Source organism: Lysobacter sp. yr284, from assembly GCF_900107375.1.
GTDB lineage: Bacteria > Pseudomonadota > Gammaproteobacteria > Xanthomonadales > Xanthomonadaceae > Lysobacter.
Map to the genome: position 1 here is coordinate 72,004 of NZ_FNPT01000013.1, position 16,723 is coordinate 88,726.

At 72.5% G+C, this 16,723-nt stretch carries 14 protein-coding genes; 6 read left to right on the forward strand and 8 right to left on the reverse strand.

Annotated features, from left to right (window positions below):
- The first annotated feature begins 16 nt into the window (after positions 1-16).
- A complete protein-coding gene (locus tag BLV01_RS17640) occupies positions 17-349 on the forward strand; it encodes a hypothetical protein (protein WP_091802709.1) in 333 nt (110 codons plus the stop codon).
- Positions 350-356: 7 nt separating this feature from the next.
- Here the strand turns inward: BLV01_RS17640 and BLV01_RS17645 are convergent, their stop codons facing one another.
- Positions 357-1,673, reverse strand: coding sequence for an MFS transporter (locus BLV01_RS17645; protein WP_091802833.1), 1,317 nt, complete (start codon positions 1,671-1,673; stop codon positions 357-359).
- A 230-nt stretch (positions 1,674-1,903) separates the two neighbouring features.
- Between BLV01_RS17645 and BLV01_RS17650 the strand changes: the two genes are divergently transcribed.
- Positions 1,904-3,760: a DUF1302 domain-containing protein gene (locus BLV01_RS17650; RefSeq protein WP_175486064.1), complete on the forward strand. Its 1,857-nt coding sequence runs from the start codon at positions 1,904-1,906 to the stop codon at positions 3,758-3,760.
- Between the two features lie 453 nt (positions 3,761-4,213).
- Here the strand turns inward: BLV01_RS17650 and BLV01_RS17655 are convergent, their stop codons facing one another.
- From BLV01_RS17655 to BLV01_RS17670, 4 genes are all read right to left on the reverse strand, one after another.
- Complete coding sequence (locus tag BLV01_RS17655) at positions 4,214-4,903, reverse strand: EF-hand domain-containing protein (RefSeq protein WP_091802715.1); 690 nt, start codon at positions 4,901-4,903, stop codon at positions 4,214-4,216.
- A gap of 226 nt (positions 4,904-5,129) precedes the next feature.
- Positions 5,130-6,188: a 23S rRNA (cytidine(2498)-2'-O)-methyltransferase RlmM gene (gene rlmM, locus BLV01_RS17660; RefSeq protein WP_091802718.1), complete on the reverse strand. Its 1,059-nt coding sequence runs from the start codon at positions 6,186-6,188 to the stop codon at positions 5,130-5,132.
- A gap of 325 nt (positions 6,189-6,513) precedes the next feature.
- Complete coding sequence (locus tag BLV01_RS17665) at positions 6,514-7,089, reverse strand: nucleoside deaminase (RefSeq protein ID WP_091802721.1); 576 nt, start codon at positions 7,087-7,089, stop codon at positions 6,514-6,516.
- Entirely contained in the window at positions 7,086-8,849 is a 1,764-nt protein-coding gene (locus tag BLV01_RS17670) for a glutamine--tRNA ligase/YqeY domain fusion protein (protein ID WP_091802835.1), read from the reverse strand. The genes BLV01_RS17665 and BLV01_RS17670 overlap by 4 nt, the downstream gene beginning before the upstream one ends.
- A gap of 244 nt (positions 8,850-9,093) precedes the next feature.
- On the opposite strand from BLV01_RS17670, the gene BLV01_RS17675 reads away from it, so the two are divergent.
- From BLV01_RS17675 to BLV01_RS17685, 3 genes are all read left to right on the forward strand, one after another.
- Positions 9,094-9,363 carry a putative signal transducing protein gene (locus BLV01_RS17675; RefSeq protein ID WP_091802724.1) on the forward strand — a complete coding sequence of 90 codons (270 nt, stop codon included), beginning with the start codon at positions 9,094-9,096 and terminating at the stop codon, positions 9,361-9,363.
- Positions 9,364-9,634: 271 nt separating this feature from the next.
- Entirely contained in the window at positions 9,635-10,573 is a 939-nt protein-coding gene (locus tag BLV01_RS17680; RefSeq protein ID WP_091802726.1) for a DMT family transporter, read from the forward strand.
- Between the two features lie 58 nt (positions 10,574-10,631).
- Positions 10,632-11,198 carry an adenine phosphoribosyltransferase gene (locus BLV01_RS17685; RefSeq protein WP_091802729.1) on the forward strand — a complete coding sequence of 189 codons (567 nt, stop codon included), beginning with the start codon at positions 10,632-10,634 and terminating at the stop codon, positions 11,196-11,198.
- 217 nt (positions 11,199-11,415) lie between these two features.
- Here the strand turns inward: BLV01_RS17685 and BLV01_RS17690 are convergent, their stop codons facing one another.
- The gene (locus BLV01_RS17690) at positions 11,416-13,092 is read right to left on the reverse strand and encodes a peptide-N4-asparagine amidase (protein ID WP_091802732.1); all 1,677 of its coding nucleotides are present in this window, start codon (positions 13,090-13,092) and stop codon (positions 11,416-11,418) included.
- Positions 13,093-13,414: 322 nt separating this feature from the next.
- On the opposite strand from BLV01_RS17690, the gene msrA reads away from it, so the two are divergent.
- Positions 13,415-14,068, forward strand: coding sequence for a peptide-methionine (S)-S-oxide reductase MsrA (gene msrA / locus BLV01_RS17695; RefSeq protein WP_091802838.1), 654 nt, complete (start codon positions 13,415-13,417; stop codon positions 14,066-14,068).
- A 103-nt stretch (positions 14,069-14,171) separates the two neighbouring features.
- Here the strand turns inward: msrA and BLV01_RS17700 are convergent, their stop codons facing one another.
- Together BLV01_RS17700 and BLV01_RS17705 are read right to left on the reverse strand one after the other, a co-directional pair.
- The gene (locus BLV01_RS17700) at positions 14,172-14,747 is read right to left on the reverse strand and encodes a DJ-1/PfpI family protein (protein WP_091802734.1); all 576 of its coding nucleotides are present in this window, start codon (positions 14,745-14,747) and stop codon (positions 14,172-14,174) included.
- 143 nt (positions 14,748-14,890) lie between these two features.
- Positions 14,891-16,633 carry a phosphodiester glycosidase family protein gene (locus BLV01_RS17705; protein ID WP_217633534.1) on the reverse strand — a complete coding sequence of 581 codons (1,743 nt, stop codon included), beginning with the start codon at positions 16,631-16,633 and terminating at the stop codon, positions 14,891-14,893.
- Positions 16,634-16,723: the final 90 nt, after the last annotated feature.

The window sequence follows — 16,723 nt, forward strand, 5'->3', positions numbered from 1 at the left end:
ACGCAAGGAGGCGGGGATGCTCAAGGCCATCGTGCTGGAACACTCGCGGCGCCGCGGCGCGGCGCTGATCGCGGCGGCCGCCGCGCTGTGGCCGTCGCTGGCCTCGGCCATGGCCCGGTGCCCGCCGGAATACGGCGAAAAATCCACCGCGTTCTGGGCGCTGGGCTGGGGCGTGGTGGGCCTGTTCGCGGTGCTCGGCATGGCCCTGCCGGTGCTCGCCGCGCGCTGGACGCTCGGCCGTGGCGGCTGGGTGCGCGCGGCCTGGATACTGCTCGCCTGCCTGGCGATGCTGGGCTGCTGGATCGCCGGGTTGTGGATCTTCGGCGTGTACTTCGTGATGGTGTGCTGACGCGCGCTCAGTCTTCGTGGAACTGCTGGCGCGGATCGCTCAGCAGGTACGCCGACACCGCCACCCCGACCAGCGCCACCGCCATCACGTAGTAAGCCGGCGCCATCCCGCCGAAGTGCGGGGCGAGGTATCCGCCGATCAGCGGCGGCGTGGCCGCGCCGAACACCGCATAGGCGACGTTGTAGGAAAACGACAGCCCCGAGAATCGCACCGGCGCCGGGAACGCGGCCACCATCACCGCCGGGATCACCCCGACCACGCCGACGAACACGCCGGCCAGCGCGTACAGCAGCAGGAAGTTGTGGGCGCCGTGGTTGAGGTCGTAGTACAGCGCGAAGCTGCTGGCCAGCACGCCCAGCGAACCGATCAACAGCGCGCGGCCGCGGCCGATGCGGTCGGTCAGCCAGCCGCCGCCGATCGCGCTGAGGGTCAGGCAGAACGCCGCCAGGCTGTTGCCGAGGAAGGCGCGCGAGGGCGCCATGCCGAACTTCTGCTGCACGATGGTCGGGGTCATCAGGATGATCACCACGATCGCCGCGGTCAGCAGCCAGGTCACCAGCATCGACAGCGCGACCCCGGGCAGGTGGTCGCGCAGCACCTGCTTGAGCGGCAGTTCGCGCACCAGCTGGCGGCTCTCGCGCATCGCGGTGAACACCGGCGTCTCGCTGAGCCAGCGGCGCAGGTACACGGCGAGGAAGCCGAACACGCCGCCGAGCACGAACGGCACCCGCCAGCCCCAGTCCAGCACCTGCGCCTGCGCCAGCCAGGTGTTGATCGCGGTGGAGATCAGCGAGCCGATCAGGATGCCGGCGGTGAGCCCGGCCGACAGCGAGGCGCAGGCGAAGCCGACCCGGCCGCGCGGCGCGTGCTCGGCGACGAAGGTCCAGGCGCCGGGCACTTCGCCGCCGATGGCGATGCCCTGGACGACGCGTAGGAACAGCAGCAGCAGCGGCGCGGCGATGCCGATCTGCGCATGGGTCGGCAGCAGGCCGATGAACAGCGTCGGCAGCGCCATCAGGAACACGCTCAGGGTGAACATGCGCTTGCGCCCGGAGCGGTCGCCGAAGTGGGCCATGATCACCCCGCCGATCGGCCGCACCAGGTAGCCGGCGGCGAAGATGCCGTAGATCTGCAGCGTGCCCAGCCATTCGGGCGTGCCGACCGGGAAGAACAGCTGGCGCAGGGTCTCGGTCAGGAAGACGAAGATCACGAAATCGTAGAACTCCAGCGCGCCGCCGAGCGCCGACAGCAGCAGCGTGCGGGTGTCCTTGCGGCTCAGCGGCGCGGCGCCGGCGGGCGTGGCGGCGACGGCGTCGGAATGCATCGGCTGCGGCGGATTCATGGACTGCGGCGGACTCGGGCGGGGCTGGCATCGCACTATGCCGCAACTGCGCGCGCGCACAACCGGGGCGCGGCGGAACACAGTCTAAAGTAGTAGTGCGGGCGTCGCCGGGGCGGTGCTAGAAACGCTGCGGAAGTTTCGCAGGATCGGTTCGCATGGCGTTTTATCCGCTGTTTTCCGGTATTTTTTCGCGTCGTTCGTTCACGCATCGAATGTGCTGCCTGTCCGCATCGGCGCTCGCCGCGCTCGCTGCCGCGCCCGCCGCGGCTGCCGATTTCGAGTTGGCCGACGGCCGCATCCAGGGCCAGTGGAACACCCGCATCGTCGCCGCCACCGGGGTGCGCACGGGCCAGGCGCAGCCGCACCTGCTCGGCAAGGGCTACGCCTCCGATGGCCGACCCAAGGGCGGCAGCGGCGCCGACACCGCCGACGACGGCAACCTCAACTTCGGCCGCGGCGACGCGTTCTCCAGCCTGTTCAAGATCGTCCAGTCGGTGGAGCTGAAGGTCGGCGACGTCGGCCTCGACCTGAGCGCGCGCACCTGGTACGACGCCGCCCTGGACCGCGGCGAAGTGCGCCAGGGCAACGTGCCCAACGGCTTCGCTGCGTCCGCGCCGCTCAGCGACGCCGGGTTTTCGCGCTCGAACAAATTCTCCGGCTTGCTGTGGCTCAACGCCTACCTCTACGGCCGCCTGACCCTCGACGATGACCGCGCGCTGGACGTGCGCGTCGGCAAGCAGACGGTGAAGTGGGGCGGCGGCGTGTTCTTTAACGGCGTCAACCAGATCAATCCGGTCGACTACACCACCCTGCGCCGGCCCGGCACCGACGCCGCCCGCGAGGCGCAGATTCCGGTCGAGATGCTGTGGGCGAAATGGACGCTGGATTCCAAGCTGAGCCTGGAAGGCTTCTGGCAATGGAACTGGCGGCCGTCGCAGTACGACCCGTGCGGCACGTTCTTCTCCGGCAGCGACCTGGGCATCGAGCGCGGCTGCGCCGGCATCCAGTCCAACGCCTACTACCCGCTCAATACCGCGTCGGCGGACGCGGGGCCGTGGCTCAGCGACGGCTTCATGCAATCGATCGGCGCGATCCTGCCGCGCGACCGCGACCGTCATGGCAGCGACCGCGGCCAGTACGGGTTGTCGCTGCGTTATCGCGACGAGGCCGGCGGCCGAGGTTGGGGCGCGTACTACCTGCGGATCAATTCGCGCGCGCCGTACCTGGACGCGACCGTCATCGACCCGGCGCGCACCGACCCGACCCTGGCGCCGCGGCTGGTCGCGGCGGGCGTGCCCGCGGCGTACGCGCAACTGTCGGCGAGGCTGTCGACGATCCGCGAGATCTGGGACTACCCCGACGACATCCGCATCCTCGGCCTGAGCGCGCAGACGCGCTGGCGCGGCTGGCAGTTCGGCGCCGAGCTGTCGCACACCCGCGGCCAGCCGGTGCAGCTCAACACCGCCGACATGTTCCGCGCGCTGACCAGCAACGGCGGCCCGATCGGCGCGCGCAACGCGGCGCTGGCGCCGGGCGCGGTGCTGCGCGGCTACGACCGGGTCGACAAGGACCAGCTGCTGGTGAACGTCCAGCGCGCGTTCGCCGACGCGCTCGGCGCGAGGCAGGCGACGCTGGCGGCCGAGGCGATGTACAGCCGCGCCGACCTGCCTGCGTTGGATCGGGCGCGCTACGGACGCGGCTTCCACTGGGGGTTCTCGCCGCAGGGCTACGGCGGCGCGTGTCCGCCGATCCAGAACCCGCGTGGCTGCGTCGATCAGGGGTTCTACACCCGCACGGCCTGGGGCTACCGGCTGCGCGCGCAGCTCGACTACGCGTTCGGCGCGGACTGGACCGTATCGCCGAACCTGAGCTTCGGCCACGACGTGCGCGGGTTCGCGATCGACAACCAACTGGTCGAGGACCGGCGCCAGCTGACGCTCGGGGTGACGGCGAAGTACGCGCAGCGTTACTTCGCCAGTCTGAGCTACACCGATTACGCGGGCAGCGCGCGTTACGATCCGTTGGCGGATCACGATTTCGCGAGCGTGGCGGTGGGGGCTACGTTTTGAGCGCGGCGCGCTGCGGCGATGCGGGCGTTGGGTGGTAGGGCTGTGGCGCCGTCGTTGCGAAGCGGCCCGGAGTATGGAGGCCGCGACTACGCCGGTGCTTTTGCTGCCTGGCCGTCATTCCCGCGAATGCGGGAATCCAGGGCGGTTCGTGCGAGAAGGGTCGAAGTCTTGCGGTACCGCTTCTACAAAGCCGGTCATGCGATAGGTGCGAGGTCGTTGTGTTGGCGCGGTCGCGGCTTGCGCCGCTCCTACAGGTAGCGGCCGGGACTGCGCGGATGCTTTTGCTTCTTTGCCGTCATTCCCGCGGAAGCGGGAATCCAGGGCGGTTCGCGCGAGGAGGCGCGAAGTCCCGGATTCCCGCTTCCGCGAAACCGGCGATGCGGGGCTGCCGCACAGTCGAGTCGTCGCAGTCGCGGCTTGCGCTACTCCTGCAGGCAGCGGACGGCGCGGAACTCAGCGCCGCCAGCCGTTGACTTCGTCGACGCTGATGCGCCCGTCGGCATTGACGTCCACCGCCAGGAAGTTCGCGCTCAACGCGGCGTGGGCGCGCGATTCCTCGCGGCTGATCGCGCCGTCGCCGTCGCGGTCGAGCGCGGCGAAGTCGACGTTGCGGCCGTCGCTGGGCGGGGCCACGACCCGGTCCGGCAGGCGGTTGGCTTCGGCGGTGGCGGCGGCCGCGGCGCGGGCGACGCTGCCGGCATCGGCGGCGACCGCGTTGGCGGTGCGCGCCTCGTTCATGGCCGCGCGCGCCTGCACCGCCGCGCCGGCCGGGTTGCTGCCGGAGACCGCGGCGGCCTGCGCCGAACGCGCGTCGTCGGCGGCGCGGATCGCCTGCTGGGCGGCGCTGCGCGCATCGGCGGCGGCGCGCTCGGCCTGTTGCGAAGTGGCCTGCGCGGCGATCGCGCCGCGCGCGGTGGCGGCGCCCTGTTCGCGGGTCTGCACCGCGGCTTCGGCGGCGAGTTCGGCGCTGGCGGCGCTGTCGCGCGCCTGCATCGCGTTGCCGGCGGCGACGTCGGCCTTCTCGACCGCGTCTTGCTTGGACTGCACCTTGCCCGGCACCTGCGCGTTGGCGGCGCCGAGGGCGAAGGTCGCGGTCATGGCCAGGACCAGCAGGGACTGTCGCTTGATCGCGTGCTGTCGCATGGGAGGAGCCTCGCGCTATGGGGACGAGGCGACGCTAAACCCGGTGCGATCAAACCCGCGTTAATCGGCGCAACCGGCGATGAACGCCTCGCCGCGAACGTGTCGCGCATGCCTGCCACACGCGTACTCGCGCGAAGTCCCGCCGGTTCGCGCGCCCCGCTCGCCGATGCCGGATGGCGTTGCGATCCCGCTCAGCAATGTCGCGATGGCATGAACGCCGCGGCGCTCAGCGCGGCGCGGCGAACACGGTGATCTCTTCGCGGTCGTGATAGAGCTGGCGCGCGCGCACGATCATCGGCCGATGGGTCTGGTACTCGAACGCTTCCAGGCACACGCGGGTTTCGTCCCAGCGCTTCTTCATCGGCAGCTTGAGGTTGAAGATCGCCTGCCGGCACCAGTTCTCGCGGAACCAGGTGGCCATGCGCTCGGCCACCCGCGCCGGCGACTCGACCATGTCGCAGACCATCCAGTCGAGCGTGCGCTTGGGCTGCCAGCTGAAACCGTCGGCGCGCAGGTGGTCGACCCGGCCGCTGTCGAGCAGGGCCTGGCGCAGCGGGCCGTTGTCGACCGAGGTGACCTTCATGCCGTTGCGCATCAGCACCCAGGTCCAGCCGCCGGGCGCGGCGCCGAGGTCGGCGGCCTGCATGTTGTCGCGCACGCGCCGCGCGCGCTCGTCCGGGTCGAGCAGGGTCAGCAGCGCTTCTTCGAGCTTGAGCGCGGAGCGGCTGGGCGCGTCGGGATGCATCTTCAGCCGCGGGATGCCCAGCGGCCACGGCGCGCTGTCGTCGGGATCGGCCTGGGCCAGCACGGCGTGGTCGCCGGCGAGGAAGACCACGTGCAGGCGCGGCCGGCGCGGGTCGTCGAGCTTGCTGAGCCAGCCGGCCTTGCGCAGCGCCGGGCGCAGCGCGTTGCCGAAGCTGCGGGCCAGGCCGGCCAGCGGCTTGCCGTCGTCGGAGTCGGGATGCTCGACCCACAGCTCGCCGAACGCCTCCGGCGCGCCGAGCGCGTCCAGCGCGCCGAGGATCGGGGCGATGCGGTCGCTGGGATCGAGCCCGCGCAGGTCGGCCAGGCGCACCAGTTTCTGCCGGGCGAAGATCAGGTTCGACCACGGCAGCGCCTGCGATGCGGCGGCCGCGTCTTCGACGATGAACTCGACGTAGCCGCTGTTGCGCTGGGTGCGGGCGTAGCCGTGGTGGCCGGCGAGCGCGGCGCGTTCGCTCAGTTCGGCGGCGAGCTCGGGTTCGAACCCGGCGCGGCACAGGCAGAACAGGGCGGAATCGGTCATGGGGCGCGGCTCGGGGGCGGGTAGGGGAAGTGAAGCACAGGCGGCGGGCGTTGGGTTGGCGACGCGGGCGCCGGGCCGATGCCTGGATGCCCGCGTTTCGGCGGACGCTTCGCCAGCGTCGTTCCGGGGAACGCCTGGTTGCCGTCATGCAAGCGAAAGCCGGAATTTATTTTGCTGTCGCCTCTGCCCCTGCGCGGCGCGCGAGAGCAGGATCGAAATGGATTCCGGCTTTGGCCGGAACGGCGGTGTGGCGGGGCGGCCGGTTCTGGCCGTTTCGGCAGGGCGGCGAGGCGATGGCAGCGACGCGCGACCGCTGCGGCGCCGGTCAGTACGAAACGCCGCTCTCGCCGTACTTGCGCAGCACCTCGCACGCGGCCTCGCGCTGCAGGTCGCGGCGCACGGCGATGCCGCGGCGTTCCAGTTCGCCGATCCAGTCCGCCGGCAGCGGGCCTTCGTCGAACTCGGTCAGGCGCATCACGTCTTCCGAGCGCGCGCCGATCAGCAGGTTGTTGATGCCGGCCCAGAAGCTGGCGCCGTAGCACATGCAGCACGGCTGGGCCGAGGTCGCCAGGGTCATCGACCCGAGTTCGTTGAGGCGGAACTGGCTGACCGCGGTCTGCGCGCACATGAACGCCATCATCTCGGCGTGGGCCACCGAGCAGTTCTGCGGCACCACCCGGTTGACGCCGACGCCGACCACGCGGCCGTGGCCGTCGAACACCGCCGCGCCGAACGGGCCGCCGGTGGCGAGTTCGACGTTGCGCCGCGACAGCTCGATCGCCAGCGCGACTTTTTCCTCGTCGCTGGCGTAGATGCGGGTGCGGTCGACCGCGGCGTCGATCCAGTCCGGCAGCAGCAACTGCACCTGCCGGGTCAGCGGGGACGGGATTTTCGGACTCATTCCTTGCTCGCCCAGGTATCGCGCAGGGTCACGCTGCGGTTGAACACCGGCGCGTCGCTGCGATGGTCGTAGCGGTCGGCGACGAAGTAGCCGACGCGTTCGAACTGGAACGCCTGCTCAGGCGCGGCCTGCGCGGCCGACGGCTCGACATAGCCCACGACGCTGCGGCGCGAGTTCGGGTTCAGGTGGTCCTTGTAGGTCTTGCCGTCGCTGTCGTCGTCGGGCGCGGCGACATCGAACAAGCGGTCGTACAGGCGGACTTCCGCCGCGACCGCGTGGCGCGCGCTGACCCAGTGGATGGTGCCCTTGATCTTGCGGTCGGCGCCGGCCATGCCGGGGCGCGATTCGGGGTCGAGGGTGCCGCGCAGTTCGACGATCTTGCCGCTGTCGTCCTTGATCACTTCGTCGCAGCGCAGGATGCCGGCGCCGCGCAGGCGCACTTCGCCGCCCGGGATCAGGCGCTTGAAGCCCTTCGGCGGGACTTCCTCGAAGTCCTCGCGCTCGATCCACAGCTGGTTGGAGAACGGCACCTGGCGCGCGCCGAAACGCTCGTCTTTGGGATGGTTGGAGAAGTGCAGCGATTCCTCGTGCGCAGCGTCCAGGTTGGTGATGGTCAGCTTGAGCGGGTCGATCACCGCCATGCGCCGCGGCGCGGCCGCGTCGAGGTCTTCGCGCAGGCAGCCTTCCAGCACCGAGTAGTCGATCACCGAGTTCTGCTTGCTCACGCCCAGGCGCTCGGCCCACAGCCGGATCGCGGCCGGGGTGTAGCCGCGGCGGCGGATGCCCTGCAGGGTCGGCATGCGCGGGTCGTCCCAGCCGTCGACCAGTTTTTCCTGCACCAGCACCATGAGCTTGCGCTTGCTCATCACGGTGTAGTTGAGGTTGGCGCGCGAGAACTCGATCTGGCGCGGGATCGCGGCCTCGTTCGGCAGGCCCTTGGCCAGCAGCGGCGCCAGCAGCTCCGGCGAGTTCGGCAGGTCCACCTTGGCCACGCACCAGTCGTACAGCGGGCGGTGGTCCTCGAACTCCAGCGTGCACAGCGAGTGGGTGATGCCTTCGCAGGAATCGCTGAGCGAGTGGGCGAAGTCGTACATCGGGTAGATCGGCCAGGCGTCGCCGGTGTTCTGGTGGGCGACCTTCTTGATCCGGTACAGCGCCGGGTCGCGCAGGTTGATGTTGCCCGAGGCCATGTCGATCCTGGCGCGCAGGGTGCGCGCGCCGTCGGCGAACTCGCCGGCGCGCATGCGCGCGAACAGGTCGAGGTTTTCCTCGACGCTGCGCTCGCGGTAGGGCGAGTTGCGGCCGGGCTCGGTGAGGTTGCCGCGGTAGGCGCGCACTTCCTCGGCGCTGAGGTCGCAGACGAAGGCGTCGCCCTGGCGGATCAGCTTCTGCGCGGCCAGGTAGAACAGGTCGAAGTAGTCCGAGGCGTGGCGCAGTTCGGCCCACTCGAAGCCGAGCCAGCGCACGTCGTCCTGGATCGCCTCGACGTACTCGGGGTCTTCCTTGGCCGGGTTGGTGTCGTCGAAGCGCAGGTTGCAGCGGCCGCCGAACTCGCCGGCGACGCCGAAGTCCAGGCAGATCGCCTTGGCGTGGCCGATGTGCAGGTAGCCGTTGGGCTCGGGCGGGAAGCGCGTGCGCACCGCTTGGTGCTTGCCGCTGGCCAGGTCGTCGCGGACGATCTGGCGGACGAAATCCTGCTTCTGCGCCGGGGCGGCATCGGTCGGGGTTTCGGGGGCAAGGCGGGACGGATCGACGGACATGCGGCGCGGCATCTTCGGAAAAGGGAGAACCGGGAGTTTAGCCGGTGCGGCGCCGGCTTGCCTGGGCGCGCGGTCCCGCGTGCCGCGCCGGCGGCCGGGTTTGCCGGTCGTGCCGGTTGGCCGGCGGTGGCGCGCTCGGGGCGCTTTCACCGCGCGGACATGACGAAAGTGGGTGCGTGCGGCGCGGTTTTGCGGCGTATGCTGCCCGCAGACCCGCCTGGCCTGCCGGCCGAAGGACGCGACGATGCGAGTCGTCTACGAAGCCGCCCACCTGATCGACGCCCATCTGGTCCGCCATGCGCTGGAAGACGCCGGGATTCCGGTGTTCCTGCGCGGCGAGGCGCTGATCGGCGGCATGGGCGAGCTGCCGTTGTTCGGCGCGGTGCAGGTGTGCGTGCCGGATGCGGCCTGGCCGCAGGCGGACGAGGTGGTCCAGGCGCTGGCCCTGGGCGACCCGCCGACCGAGCCGGAGCCGCAGGCGGCGATGCCGCCGCCGGCGTGGCTGCCGGCCTGAGCGGCGCCACCGCCGTTCGCACGGGCGCCTGAAGCGCCCAGCCGCGGCCCCGGCCGCGGTCGCGCCGGGAGCGTCCCGGCGCCCAGCACCGTCTTTCCAACCCTTCGCGCCCGCGGCGGGGCGGCCGGCATCGCGCCGGCCGGCCCGCGCCGGACGCTCCGTCCGCGGCGCGCCGCGCACGGGCCATCGGAGTTTTCCCCATGTTCCTGGCTATCGCATCGTCGCCCCACGCGCCCGCGGCCGCGGACCGCCGCGGGTCCCGGAGGCACGCATGAACGCCTCGTCCTCCGCCCCCGCCGCGGGCTCCGGCGCGCCGCTGCTGCAGATGCTGCTCGGCGCCAGCGTGATCAGCAGCTCGGCGGTGTTCGTGCGCTGGGTCGAGATCGGCCCGGGCGCCTCGGCGTTCTGGCGCATGGGCCTGGCCGCGATCATCCTGCTGCTGTTGCTGGGCCAGCCGTGGCGGCGCGAGCGCCTGCGGCAGTGGCGGCCGCAGCCGCGCGTGCTCGGCCTGGTGATGCTGAGCGCGGTGTTCATGGCCTTCGACCTGTGGATGTGGCACCGCTCGATCGTCTATGTCGGCGTCGGCCTGTCGACCCTGCTGGCCAATTTCCAGGTGTTCGTGCTGGCCGGCGCGGGCGCGCTGTTCCTGGGCGAGCGCGCCGGCTGGAAGCTGTGGGTCGGCCTGAGCCTGGGCCTGGTCGGGCTGGGGCTGCTGCTGGCGCCGGGCTGGGAGCACATGGACGCGCGCTTCCGCCTGGGCGTGTTCTTCGGCCTGGCCGCGGCGCTGGCCTACGGCGGCTTCCTGCTGGCCTTCCGCGCCGCCCAGGCGCGCCGCGGCGACACCCCCAACGAGGCGCTGCAATGGTGGCTGTGCCTGGGCTGCGTGCTGGTGCTCGGCCTGACCGTGCCGCTGGGCGGCGAGACGATGTGGCCGCAAAGCGCGCACGACTGGCTGATCCTGACCGCCTACGCCGCCATCGCCCAGGTGCTGGGCTGGCTGGTGATCGGCCGGGCGATGCCGCTGCTGCCGGCCGGCATCGTCGGCCTGTGCCTGCTGCTGCAGCCGCTGCTGGCCTATGTCTGGGACGTGCTGATCTTCCACAAGCGGCTCGGCGGGCTGGAACTGCTCGGCATCGGCCTGTCGCTGGCCGGCATCTTCCTGGGCCTGGCGCGCGGCGACCAGCCGCTGTTCGCGCGCAAGCCGCGTTGACGCGCGCCGGCGCCGCCGGCGGGCACAATCCCATCCATTCCCCGCTTCCATTTCCCCGATGACCGACTCCCTCGTACCGATCCAGCGCCTGATCCGCAGCGTCGCCGACTTCCCCAAGCCCGGCGTCACCTTCCGCGACGTCAACCCGCTGCTGGCCGACGCCGGCGGCTTCGCCCGGTGCATCGACGCGCTGGCCGAGCCCTGGCAGGGCAGCGGCGTGCAGGCGGTGTGCGGGATCGAATCGCGCGGCTTCATCTTCGGCGCGGCGCTGGCGCAGAAGCTGCATGCCGGCTTCGGCGCGGCGCTGGCGCAGAAGCTGCATGCCGGCTTCGTGCCGCTGCGCAAGCCGGGCAAGCTGCCGCCGCCGCTGGTGACGGTCGAATACGAGCTGGAATACGGCCGCGACGCGCTGCAGGCGCGCAGCGACGCGCTCAAGCCCGGCGAGCGCACCCTGATCGTCGACGACGTGCTCGCGACCGGCGGCACCTTGGCGGCGGCGCGCGAACTGGTGGAGCGGCTGGACGCGGTGCTGGTCGGCGCCAGCGTGCTGATCGAGCTGCCGGCGTTGAACGGCCGCGCGCGTTGGAGCGGCGAGGCGCCGGTGCATTCGTTGTTGCGCTACTGAGGCCGGGGCGCGCCGCGAGACCTAGGCGTCGCGGTCGCGGCTCGCGCCGCTCCTACAGGTAGCCCAGGCGCGATCCGCAACCGCGCCGCCCGGCGTCACCCTCCGTGGCCCCTGTAGGAGCGGCGCAAGCCGCGACCGCAGGACCGCGCCGCCCGGCGCCATTCGCGGCCCGCCGCGTTTCTCCACGCCGAAGCGCGGAGAAACGCAGCCACGACGCTTACGGCTTCCCGCAGCGATACCGATCCGTTTCGATGAACCCGTTGCGCTGCGCGATCTCGCGGTCGTAGCAGCCCTGGGTGCCGTAGCTGCGGTGGCGCTGGGTCGATTGCCCGGTCGCGTGCCGCTCCGGCCGCGGCACGCCGTAGTTCCAGCCGGCCTCGCCTTCGAAGCTGTTGCGCTTGACCTGCGCCGCCGCCGGCTGGCCGAGCCCCGGCGTTTGCAGCAGGTCGGCGTGGTCGAAGATCTTCATCGTGGTGACGATGCGCTGGGCGCTGCCGGAGGGCACCACGCTGATCGCGCCGTCGAAGCCGAAGCGCTGGGCCAGGGTCGACACCGTCGGCAGGCCGCGTTTGATGCGGCTGACGGTCTGGGTGTCGTTCCACTGCGCCCGGATCCCGTCGGGATTCTCGTCCGCGCCCCAGGTGTGCAGGCCGGTGTTGCCGACGATGCGCTCGACCGTGGTGTATTGGCGGCCCTTGGAGGTATCGACGTAGCCGGTCGCGCGCAGGCGGTGGCCGCCGCGGGTATCGACCTGGAACGTGCCGTCGGGTTTCGCGCTGTAGTTGGAGCGCGCCGCCAGCGGGGTCAGTTCGTAGCTCAGCAGGCGCCCGCCGGTGGCGCCGCGGCGTGGGTCGGTCCAGGCCTGCAGGTTCGGCTGCAAGGTCCAGCCGGAGGCGCCGTCGGGCAGGTTGGCGACGCGCAAGCGCACCTCGTGCGCGCGGCCGTCGTTGACCAGGCCGATGAAGGGGGTGAGGTCGTAGCGGATCGGTTCGATGTTGAACGCGCGCGGCGCCGGCAGCACGTACCACAGGAACGGGTTCGACCAGCCGCCGGTGTAGATGTGCGGGTACGGCATGGCGATGCCGGCCACGCGTCCGTCGATCAGCAGCTGCACTTCGCGGTACGGCCCGTGCTGGGCCGGGCAGGAGTAGTTCGCTTCCGGCGGCGCGGTGAAGTACCAGAACTCTTCGCAACCGCCGCCGGAGCCGGTGGCGTAGACCTCGCCCAGCCAGCGCGTGGCGTTGGCCGGCAGGGTGTAGTCGCCGACCAGGTCGCCGCCGTCGCGGCGCGCGTTGGCCAGCGGCGCGACCGCGTCGGCGCTGTCGAGCGCGCGGTGGCGGCGGTCGGCGTTGTAGAACACCACCCGCGCCTGCACGTAGATCACCCCGGTGTAGGTGTCGTTGACCACGTTGCCCAGCGCCATGCGCACCTGCTGCGGGGTCTTGAGCAGGGCGGCGTAGTCGCTGAGGTCCTTCTCCACGTGCCAGGCGATGCCGTCGCGCGACGGCTCGGGGGTGCTGGTGGAGAACACGGTGACGCCGCCGATTTCCATATGGCCGAGGCGGTCGTACTGCACGCCCTTGACCTGGCCGTCCATCTCCAGCACCACCTTGCTCCACGGGCCGGGGCAGGCGGCCGGCGGCGCGACCTGGCCCAGGTGCCATTCGAAGTCGGCGAAGGCGGTGTCGAGGATCGGCACCGTGCAGCTGCGCGTGTCCGGCCGCGCCACCGGCGGATCGGCGGTGCGCGGGTCGTCCCAGTCGCTGCCGAACTCGTCGGCGGCCAGCGCCGGCAGGGCATGGAGGCACAGCAGGGCGAGGGCGAGCGCGGACAGGCGCGTGCGGCGCGGTGCGGTCGCGGCGAAAACCGGGGCGGGAGCGGGGCGGGCGGGCATCGGGGCATCCTGTGCGGCAGCGAGGGAAGCGGTCGCGGCGGGGCCGCGGGCGCCGTCTCCGAGCTTCCCGCCGGCGGCGCGCGCGAACAAGCCGCGCGGCTGCCGCGATGCCTTGAATCCTGCGACCGGCGCCGCATTTCATCTGCACGGCGGCGCGGCCGCGCCTGCCCGGCGGGCTGGCCGCGAAGCCGCCGGCCGCTTGCGCGCAGGACGGCCGAGCCGCAGGGTCACCACCGCCGGACGGCGCCGCCGTCCGGTTCCCACAGGCCGGGCGGCGATGCCGCCGGCCCGCACACGGAGGCAGACGATGGCCGGTTCCTTCATCCCCGGTATTGGCGCGTTCAAGCAGCGCATGCCGCAGCGCGAAGACGCGCTGCCGGGCCGCGACACGCCGATGCCGCTGCACAACGCCCACTACCTCAGCGGCGCCAAGCTGCGCGACGCGTATCCGGGGCTGGCGCGGGTGCAGTTCGGCCTGGGCTGTTTCTGGGGCGCGGAACGCAAGTTCTGGTCGCTGCCGGGCGTGGCGGTCACCGCGGTCGGCTATTCCGGCGGCTACACCCCGAACCCGACCTACCGCGAAGTCTGCAGCGGCCAGACCGGCCACGCCGAGACCGTGCTGGTGGTCTACGACCCGGCCAAGATCGGCTTCGACGACTTGCTCAAGGTGTTCTGGGAAAGCCACGACCCGACCCAGGGCATGCGCCAGGGCAACGACGCCGGCACCCAGTACCGCTCGGCGATCTACTGCGAGGACGAGAGCCAGTACCGCGCCGCCCTGGCCAGCCGCGACGCGTTCCAGGCCCGCTTGCGCGAGGCCGGCTTCGGCGAGATCACCACCGAGATCGCCGCGCCGCCGGCGCCGGAGTTCTACTACGCCGAGGACGATCACCAGCAGTACCTGGCGAAGAATCCCGCCGGCTACTGCGGCCTGGGCGGCACCGGCGTGAGCTGCCCGGTCGGCCTGGGGAACTGAGGAACGCGCCAGACACGAGCGGCGTAGCGTCCTGGCCGGCTGCCCGCCGGGCATGCCGCGCCGGCCCTTCTGCCGAGTGTTTTGTTTCCCCGTTCCGCGGTCCTCACATCGCGAAATCGCGCGCGAACATCGCCCGCATCCGGGCGATGCCGTCGGCCTGCTCCGGCGCGACCAGCCACAGGCAGGCCTCGGCGAAGGACACCGGCGAGGTGCCCGGCGCGGTCACGACCCCGCCGGCGCTGACGCAGGCCTGTTCGCGGTAATGCGCCTGCCCGCGATAGCCGGGCACCGCGTCGAGATAGCCGGGTTCGTTGCTGGTGTGCGCGCGCTCGTTGAGCAGGCCCGCCGCGGCCAGCGCGCGGGTGCCGCCGCAGATGCCGGCGATGGCGCCGCCGCGCGCGGCGCGCTCGCGCAGGGCGTGGACGATCGGCGCCGGCGCGGGCGCTTCGTCCCACAGCGGGCTGCCGGGTACCACCCACAGCTCGCCGTCGCCCGGTTCGAGTTCGGCCAGACGCCGCTGCGGTTGCAGGCTCAGCCCGCCCATCGTGGTCAGCGGCGCGGCGTCGATGCTGGCGCTGACCACATCGATGCCGAACCAGGCGTGCGCGGCGCCGGCGAGCGGCGCGTATTCCCAGTCGGCGGGACGGTCGATCATCAGCAGGACGATGCGCTGGGTCATGCGCGAAGGCTCCGGAGCGGGGCGCTCATCGTCCCCGCCGTCGCCGCGCGTCGCCAGTGACGCCCGTCAGGCAATCGGCGACGCGCGCCGTCGTGCGCGCCGGTGCCGGTCGCGGGCGCGCTCGGGCGACGGTCGCAGGCCGCTCAGCGCGGCAGCAACAACAGCGTCCCGCCGACCGCGCGTTCGCCGCCGGCATCGGACGGATGGCCGACCTGGACGCCGTCGACGACCATGCCGCTGGAGCCGCCGCCGTCGAGGTTGAGCGAGCGGACCGCGCCGAGCCAGCGCATCACCGCGGCGGTTTCCGGGATCGACGCGCCCAGGCTGAGGCCGGGCTGGCGGCCGGCGATCTCGACCAGCAGGATCGTGCCGTCGGCGGTCGTGCCGATCGCGGTGCGGCCGTTGCGGTTGACATACCAGCCTTCGTACCAGCCATGGTTGGAGACGTCGCGGCCGGCGCCGGGCCCGCCCCGGTTCGCCGCCGCGGCCGCCTCGCCGCGGTCGTCGCCGCCGACGTTCGGGCCGAAGCCCTCGCGCGCGGCATTCGCGGCGAGGTCGGGCGCCGACAGCAGCGGCCCGGCTTCGACCACGCTGAAGGCCGCCGCGGGCGCGATCGTGCGGCCGTCGGCCTGGACCTGCGAGCGAATCCGCAGCCGGGTGCCCGGCGCGGAACGTTGGCTGAGCCACTGCGCCTGCGTGCCTAGCCCTTGCAGCACGTAACCGCCCGGCGGCGCCGGCGCGCCCAACTGCGCCTGGCCGCCGACCACCCGGCCGCGCGCGTCGACCTGCAGTTGGTAGCTCGCGCCGCGATAGCCGGCGTCGACCCGGGTGTTGGACGCGGCGCCGCGCAGGTACGACGCGTCGTACAGGACCAGATCGTCGAAGTTGGTGCACATCGCGTCCTGGGCCGGCTGGCGCGTCGGCGCGCTCGCCGGTTCGCCGCAGTTGACCGCGGTGCCGAGGATCGGGCGGTTGATCGCCGCGACCGTCGCGGCGCCGCCGCGCGCGTCGAGCACGCGCACCTGGGTGGCCAGGCGCGAGGCGATCCAGGCGCGCGGGCCGCCGCGGCGGCGGTTTTCGATCACCACGCCCGGGCGCCCGCCCAGCGCGGTGGCGACGAGGCGGCCGTCGACCACGGTGGCGCCGACCGGCGAGCGCGGCGGGTGCGGCGCGGCGAACGGATTGACGTTGCTGAAGAAGCCGCCGTTGACGCCGGCCAGCGCGCCCAGGCGCGCGGCCGCGGCCGAGACGGTCTCGCCGCCGCCGCCGAGGTCGTCGCCGCCCGGCAGCGCCAGCGCGAGGCGCGCATCGGCGCGCTTGGGCGCGATCGCGAGCACGTTGACGATCCACGGCCCGTCGGCCGGCCCGCCCGCCAGGGTGGTGTTGCGCACCGACGGGCGCAGGCGGTCGGCGGTGGCGGCGGCGATCCGCGCCGCGGCCTGGCCGGCCTCGTCGCGGGTCGCGAAGCGGCCGACCGAGAGATAGCTGCCGAGCGAGGCGCCGGCGAGGTCGGTGCCGGCCGACGCGTCCAGGCGCGGCGCGAAACCCGCCGCGGCCAGGGCCTCGCGGTCGGCGCGCGCGGCGTGCGGATCGCGATAGAAGCCGACGTTCGCGGTCCACGCATCGGCGGCCGCGGCCGCGCCGCGCTCGATGCGCGCGTAGACGATGCCGGGCGCGAGCGCGCGCGTGGCGACGTTCTGGCGCAGGCCGGCCGGACCGAGCGGCGCCTCGCCGTGCGGCGGCTGCCAGCGCTGCTGGGCGGCGGGGGCCGTCGTAGAGCGCGAGGGCGTGGAAGGCCGCACGCTGCCGGCGCAGCCGCTCAGCGCGAGCGAGGCGAGCAGGGCGACGTGCAGGGCCTGGGCCGGGAATGCAGTGGGTGCACGCACGTCGCGGCTCCTGGTGGGGTATGCGATCGGGTTGTGGGCCGCGATGCGCGATCGGGGGCGGGCGCGGCGCCGCCGGCCGGCCTGCAATCG

Coding starts and splice junctions, on each gene's coding strand:
- BLV01_RS17675 (WP_091802724.1), top strand. CDS start 9,094: ATGCGAGTCGTCTACGAAGCCGCCCACCTGATCGACGCCCATCTGGTC.
- BLV01_RS17670 (WP_091802835.1), bottom strand. CDS start 8,849: ATGTCCGTCGATCCGTCCCGCCTTGCCCCCGAAACCCCGACCGATGCC.
- BLV01_RS17640 (WP_091802709.1), top strand. CDS start 17: ATGCTCAAGGCCATCGTGCTGGAACACTCGCGGCGCCGCGGCGCGGCG.
- BLV01_RS17650 (WP_175486064.1), top strand. CDS start 1,904: ATGTGCTGCCTGTCCGCATCGGCGCTCGCCGCGCTCGCTGCCGCGCCC.
- BLV01_RS17645 (WP_091802833.1), bottom strand. CDS start 1,673: ATGCATTCCGACGCCGTCGCCGCCACGCCCGCCGGCGCCGCGCCGCTG.
- BLV01_RS17690 (WP_091802732.1), bottom strand. CDS start 13,092: ATGCCCGCCCGCCCCGCTCCCGCCCCGGTTTTCGCCGCGACCGCACCG.
- BLV01_RS17655 (WP_091802715.1), bottom strand. CDS start 4,903: ATGCGACAGCACGCGATCAAGCGACAGTCCCTGCTGGTCCTGGCCATG.
- rlmM (WP_091802718.1), bottom strand. CDS start 6,188: ATGACCGATTCCGCCCTGTTCTGCCTGTGCCGCGCCGGGTTCGAACCC.
- BLV01_RS17680 (WP_091802726.1), top strand. CDS start 9,635: ATGAACGCCTCGTCCTCCGCCCCCGCCGCGGGCTCCGGCGCGCCGCTG.
- BLV01_RS17665 (WP_091802721.1), bottom strand. CDS start 7,089: ATGAGTCCGAAAATCCCGTCCCCGCTGACCCGGCAGGTGCAGTTGCTG.
- BLV01_RS17685 (WP_091802729.1), top strand. CDS start 10,632: ATGACCGACTCCCTCGTACCGATCCAGCGCCTGATCCGCAGCGTCGCC.
- BLV01_RS17700 (WP_091802734.1), bottom strand. CDS start 14,747: ATGACCCAGCGCATCGTCCTGCTGATGATCGACCGTCCCGCCGACTGG.